The sequence below is a fragment of the Bacillus tuaregi genome (genome assembly GCF_900104575.1).
Taxonomy (GTDB): Bacteria; Bacillota; Bacilli; order Bacillales; family Cytobacillaceae; genus Bacillus_BD; species Bacillus_BD tuaregi.
Map to the genome: position 1 here is coordinate 1,095,984 of NZ_LT629731.1, position 18,194 is coordinate 1,114,177.

Annotated in this window: 22 protein-coding genes; 15 read left to right on the forward strand and 7 right to left on the reverse strand. The window is 38.2% G+C overall.

The window, feature by feature from the left end; genetic code table 11:
- Window positions 1-33: 33 nt before the first annotated feature.
- Window positions 34-1,848 carry an oligoendopeptidase F gene (gene pepF, locus BQ5321_RS07565; RefSeq protein WP_071393918.1) on the forward strand — a complete coding sequence of 605 codons (1,815 nt, stop codon included), beginning with the start codon at window positions 34-36 and terminating at the stop codon, window positions 1,846-1,848.
- A gap of 58 nt (window positions 1,849-1,906) precedes the next feature.
- On the opposite strand, the gene BQ5321_RS24395 is transcribed toward pepF, so the two are convergent.
- The 5 genes from BQ5321_RS24395 to BQ5321_RS07585 all read right to left on the reverse strand — a co-directional run bounded on the left by BQ5321_RS24395 (window position 1,907) and on the right by BQ5321_RS07585 (window position 5,895).
- A complete protein-coding gene (locus tag BQ5321_RS24395; protein ID WP_187143725.1) occupies window positions 1,907-2,080 on the reverse strand; it encodes a hypothetical protein in 174 nt (57 codons plus the stop codon).
- Window positions 2,081-3,089: 1,009 nt separating this feature from the next.
- Complete coding sequence (locus tag BQ5321_RS07570; RefSeq protein WP_071393919.1) at window positions 3,090-3,971, reverse strand: ClpXP adapter SpxH family protein; 882 nt, start codon at window positions 3,969-3,971, stop codon at window positions 3,090-3,092.
- Window positions 3,968-4,375: a globin domain-containing protein gene (locus BQ5321_RS07575; protein ID WP_071393920.1), complete on the reverse strand. Its 408-nt coding sequence runs from the start codon at window positions 4,373-4,375 to the stop codon at window positions 3,968-3,970. The genes BQ5321_RS07570 and BQ5321_RS07575 overlap by 4 nt, the downstream gene beginning before the upstream one ends.
- A gap of 278 nt (window positions 4,376-4,653) precedes the next feature.
- The gene (locus tag BQ5321_RS07580) at window positions 4,654-5,256 is read right to left on the reverse strand and encodes a lytic transglycosylase domain-containing protein (RefSeq protein WP_071393921.1); all 603 of its coding nucleotides are present in this window, start codon (window positions 5,254-5,256) and stop codon (window positions 4,654-4,656) included.
- A 54-nt stretch (window positions 5,257-5,310) separates the two neighbouring features.
- A complete protein-coding gene (locus BQ5321_RS07585) occupies window positions 5,311-5,895 on the reverse strand; it encodes a CYTH domain-containing protein (RefSeq protein WP_071393922.1) in 585 nt (194 codons plus the stop codon).
- Between the two features lie 163 nt (window positions 5,896-6,058).
- Between BQ5321_RS07585 and BQ5321_RS07590 the strand changes: the two genes are divergently transcribed.
- Genes BQ5321_RS07590 through BQ5321_RS07605 form a run of 4 tightly spaced genes read left to right on the forward strand, consistent with a single transcriptional unit; the run spans window position 6,059 to window position 8,826 of the window.
- A complete protein-coding gene (locus BQ5321_RS07590; protein ID WP_071393923.1) occupies window positions 6,059-6,430 on the forward strand; it encodes a UPF0738 family protein in 372 nt (123 codons plus the stop codon).
- 11 nt (window positions 6,431-6,441) lie between these two features.
- Window positions 6,442-7,083: a GTP diphosphokinase gene (locus BQ5321_RS07595; RefSeq protein WP_071393924.1), complete on the forward strand. Its 642-nt coding sequence runs from the start codon at window positions 6,442-6,444 to the stop codon at window positions 7,081-7,083.
- 27 nt (window positions 7,084-7,110) lie between these two features.
- Entirely contained in the window at window positions 7,111-7,908 is a 798-nt protein-coding gene (locus BQ5321_RS07600) for an NAD kinase (protein ID WP_071396812.1), read from the forward strand.
- A 30-nt stretch (window positions 7,909-7,938) separates the two neighbouring features.
- On the forward strand, window positions 7,939-8,826 hold the full coding sequence (locus tag BQ5321_RS07605) for an RluA family pseudouridine synthase (RefSeq protein ID WP_071393925.1): 888 nt from the start codon (window positions 7,939-7,941) through the stop codon (window positions 8,824-8,826).
- A 43-nt stretch (window positions 8,827-8,869) separates the two neighbouring features.
- Here BQ5321_RS07605 and prpE read toward each other — a convergent pair whose 3' ends face one another.
- A complete protein-coding gene (prpE, locus tag BQ5321_RS07610) occupies window positions 8,870-9,610 on the reverse strand; it encodes a bis(5'-nucleosyl)-tetraphosphatase PrpE (protein ID WP_071393926.1) in 741 nt (246 codons plus the stop codon).
- Between the two features lie 283 nt (window positions 9,611-9,893).
- On the opposite strand from prpE, the gene BQ5321_RS07615 reads away from it, so the two are divergent.
- The 3 genes from BQ5321_RS07615 (at window position 9,894) to BQ5321_RS07625 (ending at window position 13,530) form a co-directional block, all read left to right on the forward strand.
- The gene (locus BQ5321_RS07615; protein WP_071393927.1) at window positions 9,894-11,753 is read left to right on the forward strand and encodes a monovalent cation:proton antiporter family protein; all 1,860 of its coding nucleotides are present in this window, start codon (window positions 9,894-9,896) and stop codon (window positions 11,751-11,753) included.
- A gap of 197 nt (window positions 11,754-11,950) precedes the next feature.
- Window positions 11,951-12,724 (forward strand): enoyl-ACP reductase FabI, encoded by a 774-nt coding sequence (gene fabI, locus BQ5321_RS07620; protein WP_071393928.1) that lies wholly within the window; start codon window positions 11,951-11,953, stop codon window positions 12,722-12,724.
- 167 nt (window positions 12,725-12,891) lie between these two features.
- Window positions 12,892-13,530: a CotO family spore coat protein gene (locus tag BQ5321_RS07625; RefSeq protein WP_071393929.1), complete on the forward strand. Its 639-nt coding sequence runs from the start codon at window positions 12,892-12,894 to the stop codon at window positions 13,528-13,530.
- A 74-nt stretch (window positions 13,531-13,604) separates the two neighbouring features.
- On the opposite strand, the gene BQ5321_RS07630 is transcribed toward BQ5321_RS07625, so the two are convergent.
- On the reverse strand, window positions 13,605-14,111 hold the full coding sequence (locus BQ5321_RS07630; RefSeq protein ID WP_071393930.1) for a CotY/CotZ family spore coat protein: 507 nt from the start codon (window positions 14,109-14,111) through the stop codon (window positions 13,605-13,607).
- A gap of 178 nt (window positions 14,112-14,289) precedes the next feature.
- Here BQ5321_RS07630 and BQ5321_RS07635 point away from each other — a divergent pair, with 178 nt between their 5' ends.
- The 7 genes from BQ5321_RS07635 (at window position 14,290) to BQ5321_RS07665 (ending at window position 18,150) form a co-directional block, all read left to right on the forward strand.
- Window positions 14,290-14,640 carry a DUF1360 domain-containing protein gene (locus BQ5321_RS07635; protein WP_071393931.1) on the forward strand — a complete coding sequence of 117 codons (351 nt, stop codon included), beginning with the start codon at window positions 14,290-14,292 and terminating at the stop codon, window positions 14,638-14,640.
- Window positions 14,641-15,058: 418 nt separating this feature from the next.
- Complete coding sequence (locus tag BQ5321_RS07640) at window positions 15,059-15,544, forward strand: sporulation protein (protein ID WP_234978366.1); 486 nt, start codon at window positions 15,059-15,061, stop codon at window positions 15,542-15,544.
- 17 nt (window positions 15,545-15,561) lie between these two features.
- Complete coding sequence (gene spoVAC / locus BQ5321_RS07645; protein WP_071393932.1) at window positions 15,562-16,038, forward strand: stage V sporulation protein AC; 477 nt, start codon at window positions 15,562-15,564, stop codon at window positions 16,036-16,038.
- The gene (gene spoVAD, locus BQ5321_RS07650; RefSeq protein WP_071393933.1) at window positions 16,038-17,048 is read left to right on the forward strand and encodes a stage V sporulation protein AD; all 1,011 of its coding nucleotides are present in this window, start codon (window positions 16,038-16,040) and stop codon (window positions 17,046-17,048) included. Before spoVAC ends, spoVAD begins: the two co-directional genes overlap by 1 nt.
- A gap of 82 nt (window positions 17,049-17,130) precedes the next feature.
- Window positions 17,131-17,487: a stage V sporulation protein AE gene (spoVAE, locus tag BQ5321_RS07655; RefSeq protein ID WP_071393934.1), complete on the forward strand. Its 357-nt coding sequence runs from the start codon at window positions 17,131-17,133 to the stop codon at window positions 17,485-17,487.
- Window positions 17,488-17,620: 133 nt separating this feature from the next.
- A complete protein-coding gene (locus BQ5321_RS07660; protein ID WP_071393935.1) occupies window positions 17,621-17,758 on the forward strand; it encodes a YjcZ family sporulation protein in 138 nt (45 codons plus the stop codon).
- A 137-nt stretch (window positions 17,759-17,895) separates the two neighbouring features.
- Complete coding sequence (locus BQ5321_RS07665) at window positions 17,896-18,150, forward strand: sporulation-specific transcription regulator SpoVIF (protein WP_071393936.1); 255 nt, start codon at window positions 17,896-17,898, stop codon at window positions 18,148-18,150.
- Window positions 18,151-18,194 lie beyond the last annotated feature (44 nt).

The window sequence follows — 18,194 nt, forward strand, 5'->3', positions numbered from 1 at the left end:
TGAGAATTCATTATATATGAATGGAGGATTATCATGGCAAATGAAGCAGCAGTAAATAAGCTTCCGTCAAGAAGTGAAATTGCAGTTGAGGATACGTGGAGGTTAGAGGATATTTTTGCAACCGATGAAGCATGGGAACAGGAATTTCAAGAAGTATTATCATTAATTCCTGGTGCGAAAGAATTTCAAGGGAAATTAGGCGAAAGTGCGGATACACTATATCGTGCACTGCAATATCAGGATCAATTATTAGAGCGACTAAGTAAGCTATATACCTATTCACATATGCGCTTTGACCAGGATACGACGAATTCCTTCTATCAAGGTCTAGACGATCGTATGAAAAACCTTTATTCGCAGGCAGCCAGTCAGTTAGCCTATATTGTTCCAGAGCTCTTATCCATTGAAGAAGCGAAGCTGAATGGTTTTTTGACTGAAAAGCAGGAATTAAAGCTATATGAACACTCCTTAGAGGAAATTAATAGGCAGAGACCTCATGTTCTTACGGCTGAGCAAGAAGCTTTATTGGCAGAAGCCTCTGAGGTACTGGGGGCTTCTGGTAATACCTTTAGTACATTAAATAACGCTGACCTTGAATTTCCATGTATTACGGATGAAAAGGGTGAGGAAATAGAGGTAACACATGGCCGATTCAGCCGCTTTTTAGAAAGTGCAGACCAAAGGGTCCGTCATGATGCCTTTAAAGCGGTGTATGAAACATATGGCAAATTCCGTAATACCTTTGCGAGCACATTAAGTGGCAACGTGAAGAAGGATAATTTCTATGCTAGAGTACGGAATTACTCTTCAGCTCGTCAGGCTGCGCTATCCGAAAATAATATTCCTGAAAGTGTTTATGATAATCTCGTTAGTACAATAAATGAGCATCTTCCATTATTGCATCGATATGTCCAGCTACGCAAAAAGGTATTAGGACTCAATGAACTGCATATGTATGATTTATATACACCGCTTGTCAAAGATGTAAAAATGGAAATCAGTTACGAAGAGGCAAAGGACCTTATTCTAAAGGGGTTAGCACCTCTTGGTGAAGAGTATATTAAGGTTCTAAAAGAAGGCTTTGAAAATCGTTGGGTTGATGTTCATGAGAATAAAGGCAAGCGAAGTGGAGCCTATTCATCCGGAACATATGGTACAAATCCATATATCTTAATGAATTGGCAAAATAATGTTAATAATTTATTTACACTTGCCCATGAATTTGGACATTCTGTCCATAGCTATTATACGAGAAAGACTCAACCATATCCGTATGGGAATTATTCGATTTTTGTGGCAGAGGTTGCGTCTACATGTAATGAAGCATTGTTGAATGACTATTTATTAAAAACCATCAATGATGAGCAAAAACGGATTTATCTTTTAAACCATTATTTAGAGGGCTTTAGGGGAACAGTGTTCAGACAGACGATGTTTGCTGAGTTTGAACATTTAATTCATCAGAAAGCGCAAAATAATGAGGCATTGACAGCTGAAAGCTTAACGAAGGATTATTATGAATTAAATAAAAAGTATTATGGTGTAGAAGGAATGGTCATTGATGATGAAATCGGCTTAGAATGGTCTCGGATTCCACACTTTTACTATAATTACTACGTTTATCAATATTCAACCGGTTTTAGTGCGGCAACTGCTTTAAGTAAGGGGATTCTAACCGAAGGGGAGCCTGCGGTTAAACGATATATTGATTTCTTGAAGGCTGGAAGCTCGGATTATCCAATTGAGGTATTGAAAAAAGCCGGTGTGGATATGACAAGTAAAAAGCCAATTGAAGATGCATGTAAAGTTTTTGATGAAAAGCTGACGGAATTAGAGCAGCTGCTCTAAAGAAAAAAGAGCTGGGTTGTCACACCAGCTCTTTTTCTTTGACTCATACTAGCCTGTATTACAAGCCTTTAAATCGCTTCCGATTATTAAGATAGTGCAGAAATATAAAAAAGGAAACAAATAATAGAGGTGAAGTAAAATAAATCGGTAATAGCTCCATTAACCCAAGAATCTGCAGACCAAAGGATATTATAATCAACAGGACTAGGAAAATGACCTTTATTCTCTTCAAAGCCCAATCCCCCTTGAAAAATAAATATTCCGCATGCAACTTTAATCACAGATATTATTTAATATATGTCTTGAAAGGCGAATATAGGACATGTTTTTGACAATTATGTGAATCAGCGCACAAATATCTTGTCATCCCATTCCACAGATGATATATTTATACCGTGAAGTTGATCACAAGCAAACATATACCCCTTTGTTTGACCGTGAAAAATTTCTCCCATCCCCTTTGTTCGTATTTAATTGAAAAAGACCTTGCGAGAGCAAGGTCTTTTTCTTTGGCGTGCCCAGCAAGCCGTTAATTGCTAATTGGTGAAAGTCCAATCTGAGTAAGTACCAAGACGCTCAGTAGCTGACAGGCAACTGGTGAAGAAATTCTAAGGTTGAAGCCCTGTGACAAAGTAACTCTCTAGCAGAGTGCGAGCAAACTAACAGGTTGTAACATAAAGTGAATCCTGCCGTCTCGTCAAAAGAACCCACCTACGGTGGCTAAAGAGAAGTCGAGCCTTGTGAATATGGGCGAAGACCATGGAAGGTGTGAAGAACTTGGAACAGCAGCACCGAAGAATCTCTCGGGGTAAGGGGAACGACATGTTAGGAAAGTAGTTAACGGAACTGGGGATACCCTCCTCATCACTTTCTCAAGAAAGTAAAGCAGAAACCTATAAGTGCAAACGAAATGGTAGATGGATGAGAGGGAGTCGGAGGGGGTCATAGTACCAATGATGACAATGACAACACAACATTGTCTAGGGAAGGACGGCGTTAGCCATTACCCTACTTCGTTCATATGTCAGAAGGAGGTAAGAGTCAGTGAATGTCAGGAAAATGACTAACTACACCAATAATGTAAAAGCTCAAGAACTCTGGAAGACGTTATATCTTTGTGCCAAGGAATGTCCAACTCGAAGATTTCACGCTTTATATGACAAAATCTATCGTCCTGATATTCTATGGGAAGCGTGGCAACGTGTGAAACGTAAGAAANGTCAAATATTCTATACCGATTATTATGATTCTGGGTTATATCTCCAAAAAGTGCCGTATTTAGCAGGTACTTTCTCAACCAATTGTTTTAATTGAAGTTTCTTAAGCTCCCTTTCCACTTCCTGTACTGTTTTATTATAGACAACTGAAATTTCCTTAGAGGCAACTAAATGAAAATGCTTAAGAAATACCTCTAATGGTGGTGGATTAGACTTTACAGGCTCCTCTGGTAACATTTCTTCAATAATTTGGACGTAGACTTCATAAGGATAATTACCTGTAATTTTAATTCCTTCTTCTTCAATATTCTCATTAAAGAATACAAGCGTGGGAATTTCAGCAACATCCATTTCAGAAGTGATTTTTAAATCACATTGTAATGCTTTTGCGGCGCTATTCGAATGGATATCTGAAATAAATTCAGTCACATCCAATCCAGCACTATCTGCACAGGCTTGTAGCACTTCTAATGTTGATATATTTTGCTTTTCCAGGAATAGCATTTCCTGTAGCTTACGTAAAAAGCGGATGCCTGCTTTCCTTCCCTGAAGTTCCGCTGCTTTAATGGCAATGGATGCAAGATAGGGAGCTGAGATAGGATTTTCAAGCCAAAGACTACCGTCACAGGACATTCCAAATCTGCTTCCCGTTTTATCCCAAAGCTCTGCAATATTTTCATACTTTTGTTTCCTACCTAAATTAAGCATCGCCAAACGTCCACTAACAACGTGTTTTATTTTAAAATATTGACCATATTCAATTTGAAGCTTTTTCATGATTGGCTCAAGGGCCCAGCATTCTGGGCAGAGTGGATCGATGAACATATAAATTTCAATCGGCTTATTTTCATTGCAGTGACAGGGAAAGGAAGCAGTCTTATATTCTAATGCTTCTTCGTTTGTCACGTTCTCTCACCTTTCATGTCTTGGTTTTCATCCGTATTTATCATATGTTGAGCAGTTTGGATTAGTCTCGCGAAGAAAAATTCGCGAAAAGAACCCGTTAGCCCCATTTCGTCCATTGCCTGATCCATGCAAGAAAGCCACGCCTTTGCTCTTGTTTCTGTTATTTCAAAGGGCAAGTGTCGGGCTCGTAGCATTGGGTGTCCATGCTCTGAAGTGTATAATGGTGGGCCGCCCAAAAATTGAGTCATAAACTGCTTTTGCTTTCGAGCAGTCTCAGTAAGATCGTCTGGAAAGATGGGTGCGAGATCAGGATGGTTTGCAACACGACGATAAAAAGCATCAATTAACCGGTACAGTTTTTCTTCCCCAATCATGTCGAATGGTGTTGGTGCATTTTCGACCATATTTAAATCCCCTTTGCCATGTAGTATAAGCATCCTTGATAATAAACGGTATATTGGGCTGATATATAACAATCTATAAATACTCTTCTATTTTAACAAGCTGCCTATTATATCTCAATTAAATAGCCTTAAAGCAGGGTATGAATAGGTTTATAGGAATAAAAAGGCAAGGAAAAGCTTTCGGTTTCAGCGGTTTTTCGTGTTTTTTCGTGCAAAACTGCCAGTTGTATGAATTTCATGAAAAAACCCGTTTTTAACGGGGTTCTTAAATTCGTTACTTAGGCTAAGTAATAATTTTTTACTTTTTGAACGTAATTTTTCGTTTCTTTAAATGGAGGAATCCCTTGATATTTATCCACATTGCCAGGTCCGGCATTGTAGGCTGCAAGTGCAAGCTCTGTATCACCATGATATTTTTTTAACATTTGGCTTAAATACTTACTGCCCCCCATAATATTTTCATATGGGTCAAAGGCATTTTCGACTCCTAGCGATTTTGCTGTTTGCGGCATTAATTGCATAAGCCCGACAGCTCCGGCAGGGCTTATGGCATTCGGATTGAAGTTTGATTCCTGTTGAATCACTGCGCTAATTAGTTTAGCGGGAATTTGATAACGGTCTGCAGCCTCATTTATGATGCTGTCAAAGTTTCCACTAGGCCGAGAAAGCTTTGACAGTTGCTTTGGTAAGATGGAAAGGGTATTTATGAAGCTGCTTGATGTATAGCCGGTTGTTTTGGACGTCAGGGAGTCTTCTCCTAACATCTGGCTGTTTAGTATTTCATAAAATATGTTAGCTGAATTAGAATTCGGTTTGGTTTTACTATTTAAATTTTGAAATGCCTGCAATTCCAGCATTACTTTTATTTGATTCATATGCATTCTTGCTCACCCCATGACTTAACCCGCTCTTGATCAGTTTTTTTAGTACTTGTTTTATGGATGCATCCGTTTTAATTCATCATAAAACCGTTTTATCTTGTTTTCCGTTTTACGGATCGGAATCTTCTGTTCGCGTAGTAACTGTAGAAAGATAGCTTTTCCAGTATTACGGTTAGTCACCTCATATTCTACCTCATAATCTTTTACAGTTAAATAGGAACTGGAATCCAATACTAGCAGTCCGCCTTTATACGGTACCTCTGCTCTTTCTGTCATAAGGGTGCCGAAATAGTGCAAGTCTTTAATATTAATACCTAGCTTGGAAAGCTGTGTTGTAATGATTCCAGCTTCGATTTGTCCGTTTTGAAGTAGCCTATGAGCCTCTTCTTTTGTTAGCCTCTCATTCGTTTCAAGCAGACCGTCAGGGTGAGGTTCTTTCAAGGTCATTTCAAATTGTCCTTGTTTTTCTCTGATTCTGAGTGCACAGCCCTTTTGCTTTAAGGAAAAGCTTCTTGTATCAAAATAATGATTTTCTTGTTTGAAAAAGTCTGCTGGTGTTAATTGAAACTCTGCCATTAAATATTCAAATTCCTCTTTTTCTAACATATTTTTAAATTCAATTTCAATATTTTGCGACATCCTTGCTTCCCCTTCTTTATTTTTTGTAGATGTTATGTAACAGTCCATCCTCTGCGTTTGCACTTTTTTTCATTATCTCTCTTTCCCTTGGTGAAGGCAATTTTTAGGGTATAATAGATATTCATATGATAAAATAAGAAGTATTGAAGGAAGGATTAATGTAATGACCAAACAATTTACAATCATGAGCGCAGTCATTCATACGAACAGAGAAGTACAATTAGAATTAGAAAACAGTGTTGACTTGAAAGATTATCAGCCCAGCGGGCAAATGCTCGTAGATTCAGATGGCTTATCATTCATTTATTTATTAGAAAAAGATAATGGATATACATATATTTCAGTACCTGAAGCTTTTTGGGATACTTTAAAGGAAGCTATCGTTGACTCACTTCCAGTAATTGTAACAAACGGTAGAGAACAGCTTTTGCTTCCACAGTTTCAAGAGGAACTGGAATATTTGATAGATAATATTAAAGGTAATAGTAATTATGGTGAAAAAATGATGATGAAGGTTGAGGCTGTTTTTGAATAGGTGGTGTTTTTTTGGAAGATTGGGAAAGTTTTTTATCTCCTTATAAACAGGCTGTCGAGGAATTGAAGGTTAAGCTAAAGGGGATGCGGGGGCAGTTTGAACTGCAATCCAGCCATTCGCCGATTGAATTTGTAACTGGCAGAGTAAAGCCGATTGCAAGTATTTTAGATAAAGCAAAAAATAAAGGAATTCCACTCGATAAGCTTGAATTAGAAATGCAGGATATTGCTGGATTAAGAATGATGTGTCAGTTTGTTGATGATATTAATCGAGTTGTTGAGCTCATTCGTAAACGAAATGATTTTGAAATTGTTGAGGAAAGAAACTATATTTCAAATAAAAAGAAAAGCGGTTACCGCTCTTATCACATGGTGATCCGCTATCCTGTTCAAACTATTAATGGAGAAAAAAAGATTTTAGTTGAAATACAGATACGTACATTAGCAATGAATTTTTGGGCAACCATTGAACATTCATTGAATTATAAGTATAAAGGACAATTTCCAAAGGATATTCAAATGAGGCTGCAGCGGGCAGCAGAAGCAGCTTTTCGCTTAGATGAAGAAATGTCCTTAATTAGAGGTGAGATTCAGGAAGCTCAAGCATTTTTTAGCAGTAAAAAGGAATCCCAGCAAAAAGGGGGAAGTAAGTAAAAGTTGAAGAAAAGGGAGCGTAAACTAATGAAATTCGCCATTACCTCAAAAGGTGATTCAAACTCCAACACGCTTATGCATAAAATAAAAATGTATCTTCTTGATTTTAATCTCCAGTATGATGAAGACCAGCCTGATATTGTGATATCCGTTGGCGGAGACGGTACACTGCTGTATGCTTTTCACCGCTATTGCAGCCGGTTAGACAAAACAGCTTTTGTCGGAGTTCATACAGGGCACTTAGGCTTCTATGCTGACTGGCTTCCAGAGGAAATTGAAAAGCTGGTTATCGCGATCGCGAAGACCCCTTTTCAGGTAGTTGAATACCCATTGCTGGAAATTATCATCAGATACCAAAATGGTGAGCGGGAGTCCTCCTATCTAGCATTAAATGAATCAACTGTAAAGGCAGTTGAAGGGTCTCTTGTTATGGATGTAGATATTCGTGGACAGCATTTTGAACGATTCCGTGGTGATGGATTATGTATTTCCACCCCTTCAGGAAGTACGGCCTATAACAAAGCATTAGGTGGTGCGATTATTCATCCGGCTATTCCTGCAATCCAGTTAACTGAGATTGCATCCATTAACAATCGTGTGTTTCGAACCGTTGGATCTCCACTCATCCTACCAGGCCATCATACCTGTACGCTTAAGCCGGTTAACCAAACAGATTTTCATGTAACGATTGACCATCTTACTCTCCTGCATAAGGATGTGAAATCCCTCCAGTTTAGAGTAGCTGATAAGAAAATCCGTTTTGCACGTTTTCGTCCATTTCCATTTTGGAAAAGGGTACATGATTCATTTATCTCCAATAACTAACCGATGCGAAAACGGAATAGGAGCGGTACTATGTCAAGATTTATACTAAAGTGGGAAATTGACAACCAGGATGCAGGTAAGATGGTTAAAAAATTTCTGAAAGAAAAGTGCATCTCTAAAACAGCTTTAACAGATATAAAGTTTAAAGGGGGAAGGATTGATATTAATGGAAAGGAAGTGAATGTCCGCTATTATCTGCAGGCGGATGATCATTTAACTGTCCATTTTCCAATCGAGGAGCCTAGTACAGGCTTAAGAGGTGAGAATATTCCGTTAAATATTCTCTATGAAGATGATTATGTGATGGTTGTGAACAAACCATTTGAAATGAATACGATTCCGTCTAGAGAACACCCAACAGGTAGTCTAGCAAATGCATTGATAGGCTACTTCCAGAAAATTGGCTTACAGGCAACCACTCATATCGTAACAAGACTAGATCGGAATACGTCGGGGCTTGTATTGATAGCGAAGCATCGTCATGTCCATCATTTGCTGAGTAATGAGCAAAAAGCAGGTCGGGTAAAAAGAGTCTATGAGGCTTTTGCAGAGGGAATATTGAAAGAAAAAACGGGTAAAATTGAAGTGCCGATTGGGCGGAAGGTCAATAGTATCATCGAACGTGAAGTTAGACAGGATGGGCAATATGCATTGACACATTACCAGGTTATTCAATCCTACTCACGTTTTACATGGCTTCGGCTGCAGCTCGAAACAGGAAGAACACATCAAATCAGGGTTCACCTTTCCTTCATTGGTCATCCATTAGTAGGAGACGAGCTATATGGAGGCCAATTAAATCTAATGGAAAGACAGGCCCTTCATTGCTGGAAATTAATATTTGTCCATCCTATTTTGGGAAAACAGCTTGAATTCACTGCTCCGCTACCATCTGATATGAAAGCTCTGTTAAGCTAATTCATACAAAGAAAGCATAAAAAGCCAGCTCAACGCAGGCTTTTTATGCTTTTAATTCACGAAATTTTTCTGCTACGAAGGGCATAGAAGAAGGTACAGAAATAATTTGGAACTCAGGGTATCTCAATGAGGATAGCTTACCGCCAAAGACAGCTCCAGTATCAATATTATATGTATTGCCAACCTCTCTAACCTCTTTTACGGGTGTGTGACCATACACAATATAAGGCTTACCTTTATATTCCAATGCCCAGTCTTTTCGTACAGGAGAGCCATCCGCATGCTTCTCACCTGTAATATCACCATAGAGTACAAACGTTTTAACCCTTGAGTTTTGTTTTCCGATTAATTCTTCGCTAATTCCGGCATGAGCGATGATAAGGTTTCCATTATCTAGTATGCGATATAAAGGAGCATTTTCATATAATTGCATAAAGGCACGGCGTACCTTTTGCTGATCTTTTCTAGACAGTATTTCATATTCCGCCACCGTTGTTTCTAAACCATGTGTAATTTGAACTTTATTGCCCAGAAAATAACGATATAGCTTGTTACAGTGATTCCCTGGTACATAATAGGCCAAATCCTTTTGGATAAGCGAAAAAACGGTATGGATGACAGAGATTGATTCTGGTCCACGATCTGTTAAGTCTCCAACAAAAGCAAGTTTTCGGCCATCAGGATGGACCGGGATTCCCGTGCCCCAATCATAACCGAGCATTACGGTTAGTTCCCGTAATTCCTGGAAACAACCATGAATATCTCCTATAATATCAATTTTCATGCTTCATCCCCTCCTTTTCACAAAAATAAGCTGATGTTTAGCATACAATGTCATCATAAAAACGATGCTAGTTTCTTCATTCTTAAAATTCTTCTAGAAAATAGGCTCTATTCACTGTTAAATCATATCGAATTTGGCCATTACTTGTTATAGAGTATTCCATATTTCTAGCAATATTAACTCATTTATGTTAAAAAATTAAAATAGATATTTTTCAACTGCATAACTCAGGTGAATCTGTCTTAATTTAATAATGCTATGAAAAAAAGTAAGGGGGTTGTTTATGGAACATGGAGTATCTGTTACGTCTTTATTAATTGTTATTTTAGTGGCTTTTTTAACACCTTTATTATTACATAAATTAAAGCTGACTATTATCCCGGTTGTAGTGGCGGAAATATTAATGGGATTAATCATTGGAAAAAGTGGATTTGACTTAGTCGAATCAGATATGTGGATTGAAACATTGTCTACACTTGGTTTTATCTTTCTGATGTTTTTAAGCGGACTTGAAATTGATTTTAAAGCATTTTCAGGAGGAAACAAACGAGTTAAACTTCCTAATGGAAAGCTGGAGCCAAATACATTCATTGCGGCAGCTATTATTTTTGGTGGTATTTTTATCATTTCATTAGCATTATCCTACTTGTTTGTATTAACAGGATTTATTGATAATGTATTTCTTATGACATTAATTATCTCTACCATTTCACTTGGAGTAGTCGTTCCTACTTTAAAGGAAGCTCATCTTATGAAAACAGCCATAGGACAAATTATCCTATTAGTTGCCGTCATTGCGGATTTAGTGACGATGATTCTTTTGGCTGTGTTTGTATCCTTACAAGATGGTGGGGGAAATACGTGGCTACTCCTTATTCTATTTGCTGCTGGGGTTCTTCTTTATTTCGTCCTAAAGTTGTTTACAAACCGAAGCTATTTAGAAACGATGGCAACTGGAACTGTACAGATTGGTACAAGAGGTGTATTTACTTTAATTATTGTACTTGTGGCAATTTCTGAAACGGTGGGAGCTGAAAATATTTTAGGTGCTTTTCTCGCTGGTGTTCTTGTCTCTCTCATGTCACCAAATCCTGATTTAGTCCATAAACTTGATTCTTTTGGTTATGGTTTTTTAATTCCCATCTTTTTTGTGATGATTGGTGTTGATTTAGATATATGGTCATTATTTGATGATCAAAAATTACTGCTGCTTATACCATTATTATTGATTGGATTATTTATTTCCAAAATTATTCCGGTTTATTTATTAAAAATTTGGTACGACCATAAAACGGTGATTGCCTCTGGCTTTTTATTGACATCCACTTTATCGCTTGTCATTGCTGCTGCTACAATCGGTGAAAGAATGGGTGTAATTACAAAGGAAATGGGTGGGATGTTTATTCTGGTTGCTGTCATTACGTCCATCTTTACACCAATTGCCTTTAAGAAGATATTTCCATTTGAAGCAGAGCACATTAAAAAAACAAAGGTGGCAATTATTGGTGCAAACCAATTTACGCTTCCGGTGTACTCAGAGCTGAAGACTGGAGCATACGAGCCAACCCTATACCATAAAGCGCAGGGAAAGACTGATAATGGCATCAGCCCATCCTTGTTTGATATTATTGAGATAGATGAATTTTCAGTAGACGCCTTAAGTGATACAGATGTATTTGAAACGCAAATCGCTGTGATTTCGACAGGTGATGAAAGAGTAAATGCTGAAATTGGTTCGGTACTAAAGGAAAAAGGTGTTGAACGGATCATTTGCCGCATTGAAAGCCAGGAGTTGGAGGCAGCATTAAAGGAAAAGGATATAGAAGTCTTTTCCGTCCTACTTTCAACGAAAACTCTTTTACGTGCACTAATTGAATCACCGCACGTTATGAACATTTTAACGAATCAGGAATCTGCTTTATACGAAATTAATTTAACAAATAACAGGTTTGAAGGTATGACATTACGTGAGTTCCCTTTTACTGGCGATGTAATTTTTGTTCGGATCTTCCGAGGAAAAGACTCAATTGTTCCGCATGGAGAAACTGAGCTTCATATAGGAGATCGATTAATCGTTACCGGTACGAAGGAGTATGTAGAAGAATTGAAACAGGAGCTTCAATTTGGAATATACTACTCCTAATTAAAAAGTTCCGACGGATATCACGGATTTTTATCTAGCAAGCTCGAAAAAAATCCGAACGCAAATTAGGCGGCAAGAATTTGATAGTAAAGAAGTTCGTTGCAATAAATGAGCTTCTTTACTTTTCTTTTTGACTAAATTGTAGTAATGTTAGTACTAGGTACTAATAACTTGTTATAATAATGGAGGTTAAAGAAATGACGATAAGTTTAGCAGGTAAAACCTTTGTTGTCATGGGTGTTGCAAATAAACGAAGTATTGCTTGGGGAATTGCCCGTTCGTTGAATCATGCAGGTGCACGATTAATTTTTACATATGCTGGAGAACGTCTTGAAAAAAGTGTAAGGGAGTTAGCTGATACATTAGAAAGAGAGGATACGCTTGTTCTTCCGTGTGACGTTACTAGAGATGAGGACATTGCAAGCTGTTTCCAGGAGATTAAAGAAAAAGTTGGTATCATTCATGGACTGGCTCATTGTATTGCATTTGCTCATAAAGAGGAGCTTGACGGTGAATACATGAATACAACACGTGATGGCTTTCTTTTAGCACAGAATATTAGTTCATATTCTTTAACGGCTGTTGCAAAAGAAGCCCGTTCGTTGATGACAGAAGGCGGCAGCATTGTGACCCTTACATATCTTGGCGGTGAGAGAGTCATGCAGAATTATAATGTGATGGGAGTCGCAAAAGCTTCCCTTGATGCAAGTGTAAGATACTTGGCAGCAGACCTTGGAAAAGATAACATCCGTGTTAATTCCATTTCTGCCGGACCTATCCGTACTTTATCTGCAAAGGGAATCAGTGATTTCAATACCATTTTAAATATTATCGAAGAGCGTGCTCCGTTACGCCGAACAACCACACCTGATGAGGTTGGAGATACCGCAGCCTTTTTATTTAGTGATATGGCAAGAGGGATTACGGGAGAAAATATTCACGTTGATTCCGGTTATCATATCTTAGGGTAATAAGCGCCTCAGGCTTAAATGGAAAAGACCTGCTTTCTTTTTATTAAAGAAAGCAGGTCTTTTTTTGCTACCGAAGGAGTTATTTTGATAATTTATACCAGATGAAGAAACCAATTTACTTTTCTTGCATAAATATATTCATAGATTCCTTAGAGGAGGAGAGAAGTATGCCTGAAAAACAATCACGTGATCCGCTCCTGTATATTCATCAGCCAGATTTTGTCTATCCAAAGGCGAATATGCAGCAAACATATATTGTAAACATGACAAAACATAAAAGCGAAAAATCCACAATAGCTCAGATTCCTGAATTAGAAACTGAGGAAGTATCTACAACGAAACATACAGCAGAGCTTCAGGAGAGTGAAGCTGAAAAAGCGATTGAAGAACAGCAACGAGTAAGAATAGCTGAACAGAAATCGAAAAAGACGGTTGATGCTGATAAAAAGCAGCAAAAGCAAGAGCTCGATCGAAAAGAAGTTCAGGATGTCATTAATCAATATCATCATCAAAAACAGGATAAGGATAGTCCATCTAGCAAAACCAAAGGCAAACAGCATTCTTATTCATTTAAACGAGTGAAGAGCTTTAAAGAGATGAATACAGTAGAAAAGCTAAATTATTTAGAGCATTTCCCAAAGCTACTGCCACCGGTACCTTGCATCTTTGTAACCGGGAGCAGTTCAGTCAGAGGCTTTTTAATGAATAAAACAGAGGATTCAGTAGAAATTAAGCAGTTTAACGAAAAAATTCTACAGATACCAATTGAGCAAATTACAGATGTTAAAATGCTTGGTTTGCAATAAACTGGCATTATGTAAAGAAGCCAGCTTGTTGTGCTGGCTTCTTTATTTATAAAGACTGATTCATGAATTATTGTTTATTCACAAATACCAAGATCTACATCCGCGATACATTGAATGGCACAGAAGCAATTCAAGTCGACTGTAATACAGTCATTTGTGCTTTCGAATCCGCATAATTCACAGAAAGAGTCTAAATCGATGCAGCAGTTTTTCACCATATTTAGAGGGGCCATTTGACCATTCTCTTTTGTGATGGGTTTAATCACACGTAATGTTGCACAGCAATTGTCAAACACTTCCTCGACTCTAAAAAAGATGGATACGCATGCACAGTCTTTACCTTTAAAAAAGGCATGGAATGGAGATCCGTCTGCCGTCTTTAACACAAATACTCTTGTGTCGGCATTCGCTCTTCTTGCTGGTGAAACAAGTGAGCCAAGCGGTTCTTGAAAACAATTTTTAGGACATTCACATACATCTTCGGCATTATCTTGGATATCTTTAATCGCACGGACTACATCACATACACAGCCTCTTGTATCAGTTATACCTAATACATCGTCGTTTCTTCCGCAACCCATAATGTTTTCCTCCTTATTTATTTCTTGTATTTCTACACTAATAACATATTGTTTGCGAGTAATTTGGGACACGGACAAAAGCCTTGTTTTTTGAAATTGGGCTTAACAAGGAGCAGAAAAAGAGAGTTGCTACTTTTCATTTGTCATAAATGGGGTCATTTACGGGAGGGAATGAAGCATGGACATCACTTTTCTTGAGTTGATTATTTTAGGATTATCCACTTTTCGACTTACTAGATTATTTGTATTTGATAAGATAACTGCTTTTGTTCGGGATATTTTCATTGATGAGGTAGAAGAGGTAGATGAAAAGGGGCAAATGGATATTTATCTCATTCCAAAACAAGGATTAATAAAGGGCTTTATTGGTGAACTATTAAGCTGCTACTGGTGTACAGGGGTTTGGGCCTCTATCTTTTTATGTGCTTTTTATTTATTATTTCCTGCAATCGCCTTACCAGTATTATTAGTGCTTGCGGTTAGCGGAATCGCAGCCATAATTGAAACGATTCTTCAATTATGGCTTTAAATATAACAACCGTAGTGGTAGGCACCTGATTTACACAAGCTATTCTTTCCTGCATAAACTGCATTATGGAGTGGAATTTTTCTGAAGGGAGAATGGTATTATGAATCAATCATGGAAGAAAAAAACATCGTCCCAAAATGTGAAAAGTAGCAGTACTAAATCAGCAACAAAGAAGAAGGGCTGCGGATGTGGCAAAAAATCGTCTCGTTAGTAATATCGATCTATTTAAAATCGTCATAGGGTTCATTAAGAAGCGTAAAAATAGTATCTGAAATACAGATGCTATTTTTTATGTTAAAAATCAAATGGTTTCACAGTTCGATTGGAAATTATTTATTACTTAGCCATTATCATAATTTTGCTGTTTAGGAAGAAAATAATAACAGCAATAAGTAAAATTACATAGGAAGGGTCGAAAATGAAAAACAAACAGATGATACTTCAAGCCTTCACCATATTATTTCTGGGGGGAATCTTGGTAGGTTGTAATGTCCCGCGTAATCAGTCTAATCAAGATTATATGGTCTTGATGAAAACGACTAATCCATCTCCGAAAACAGTGGTTTCGGACTCAAAAGGGATGGATCTCATAAAGGATATTGAAAAAGATATTGAAGGACATAAGGCGCTCTTTGATGTGGCGGTGATTAAAGGAAAGAAGCACATCCTTGTGGTGTATAAGGTAAAGCATATGCAGCGCTTTCATATGAAAAAAATTGAAAAGGAAGTGAATGAAAAACTGGAGAAAAAACACCCTGATGAGAATTTTATTGTCTCAAGTGATTATAAGATTTTCTTAGAAGCAGTCAGGCTGGAAGAAAAAATGAAGGATCCTAATTACTCTGAGAAAGAGGCTGATAAGGAGTTTGAAAGAATTATTAAGCTTAAAAAAGAATTGACATAAGAAAGGAGTTGTATGATATGGGGAATCAGAAACAGAAAAAAACACCTGAGCAGCAGCAATATGAGCAGCTGCAGCAAAAACATGAAACCAAACGACCTGTTTTAAAAAACTGTCTGAAGGCCTTCTTTGTCGGGGGATTTATTTGCACCATTGGACAAGCAATCAGCTACTTCTATATTTATTTTTTTAATTTTACTGAGCAAACAGCAGGTAATCCGACTGTAGCAACGATGATTTTTATTGCGATGCTGCTAACAGGCTTTGGGGTATACGACCGAATTGGTCAATTTGCCGGGGCAGGCAGTGCTGTTCCAATTACAGGCTTTGGAAATGCTGTAATTTCCGCTGCCATTGAACATCGTACAGAAGGATTTGTTCTTGGTGTTGGTGGTAATATGTTCAAACTTGCAGGCTCTGTCATTCTATTTGGTGTTTTTGCAGCATTCGTAGTCGCACTAATTAAAACATTACTAATAATGTGGGGTGTAATCTAATGCTCGTTGGGAAACAATCCTGGGTGTTTCAGGAGCATCCTGTTATTGCAGAAACCGGTGTATCCGGTGGTCCATTTGAAGCAAATGGCCTTTTAGCTGAAGATTTTGATATCCTGCATGATGATTTATGGATGGGGCAGGACTCTTATGAAAAAGCACAGCGGGTATTAATCGAGGAAGCCATTCAAACCGTTATGCAGAAAGGAGACCTTCAGAATGAGGATGTACAATTCTTAATTGCAGGGGATTTAATCAATCAAATCACCCCAACAAGCTTTGCTGCTAGGACTGCGAAAATTCCATATTTTGGTCTTTTTGGAGCTTGTTCAACTTCCATGGAGGGTCTGGCATTGGCCTCTTTTATGGTGAATTACAGAGGTGCGAAGAATGTACTAACAGGAGCTTCTAGTCATAACGCAGCGACTGAAAAGCAATTTCGATATCCGACGGAATATGGCGGTCAAAAGCCTCCGACAGCCCAATGGACGGCAACAGGTGCTGGGGTTGCGCTTGTAACAGAAAATAATAACCAAAAAAATCTACCTTACACAACATCGGCAACAATTGGAAAAGTGATTGATATGGGACTGACGGACCCATTTAATATGGGGGGGGCGATGGCGCCTGCTGCTGCCGATACGATCACAGCTCATTTTAAAGATTTAGGACTTGAACCTTCCTATTACGATTTAATTGTGACAGGCGACTTAGCTCGAATTGGACGGGAAACGGTGCTGGAATTGTTGGAAAAAAATGGTTTAAAGGTCGACCCTGATCGTTTCCGTGACTGTGGCCTCATGCTTTATAAAGATGACCAGCCTGTCCAAGCAGGTGGCAGTGGTGCCGGCTGTTCTGCCATTGTTTTATACGGGCATTTATTGAACCAAATGAAGCAGGGTGTATATAAACGGATATTGCTCGTTGCTACAGGTGCATTGTTATCCCCCCTCAGCTTTCAACAGGGGGAATCGATTCCTTGTATTGCCCATGCTGTTTCTATAGAGATATAAGAATTTTTCATGTGTGGGTGTTACTGTGTGTGTATTGAGTGAGACAAATGTAGCGAGGTAATATGAGAAAGGAGAATCAGGCATGCTGCCAATGTTTTTCTGGGCCTTTGTGGTAGGCGGACTGATTTGTGTCGTCGGTCAATTGTTATTTGATGTAGCTAAATTAACTCCAGGCCATACCTTAAGCCTGTTGGTTGTCATCGGAGCTATTTTAGATGGCTTAGGACTGTATGAGCCACTTGTTGATTTTGCAGGAGCTGGGGCAACCGTACCTATTTTAAGCTTTGGGAATTCCCTCGTTCATGGTGCACTGCAGGAAGCGGAGCAGCATGGATTAGTCGGTGTTCTAACTGGTATGTTTGAAGTAACTAGTGCCGGTATATCAGCAGCCATTGTATTTGGATTTTTAGGCGCATTAATGTTTAAACCAAAAGGGTAAGAGTATCAGGCTGATTTCTTTTCACCTCCAACATTATGGGAGAAAAGAAATCAGCCTGATAAATTTTCGGCTTGCCCTCACATTTTCATTTCCTGTACATATTTTATAATGACTCAACTGTTAAGTGAGGTGAATGGATATGTACGGATGCGGTGGATTCGGCTACGGCGGCGGCTACGGTGGTGGCTATGGTTACGGCGGCAACACATTTGTGTTAATCGTTGTGTTGTTTATTCTTTTAATTATTGTAGGTGCAAGCTTCTACAACTAATGGAAACTATGTAGAAGGAAGGAGTCGCTCATTCATTTGAGCGGCTGTTTTTTTTGTGGCCGTATGCAGGGGAAAAGACACGATTTTCCCTGCTATTCATAGTATATAAAAGGCTTGAAAGGGAGGCATCAAGTAAGATGGATAATCAATTTTTTAAAAATATTGAAAGAAAAACGGGCGTCAATATGAAGGATATACTTGATTTAGCAAACTCACTACAAAATGCAAATTTTAAGGATGAGAGAACTGTACGTAGTGTAGTAAGACGTGTTTCACAAATTGCTAATAAACCAGTTTCAAAGGAAACAGAAGATAAAATTGTTGAGTCGATTGTAAAGGATGGTAAACAGCTTGACCTGAACACCATTTCTAAAATGATTAATAAAAAATAATAAAAGATAAAAGCTGTCCAAAGGGGACAGCTTTTATTTGCAAA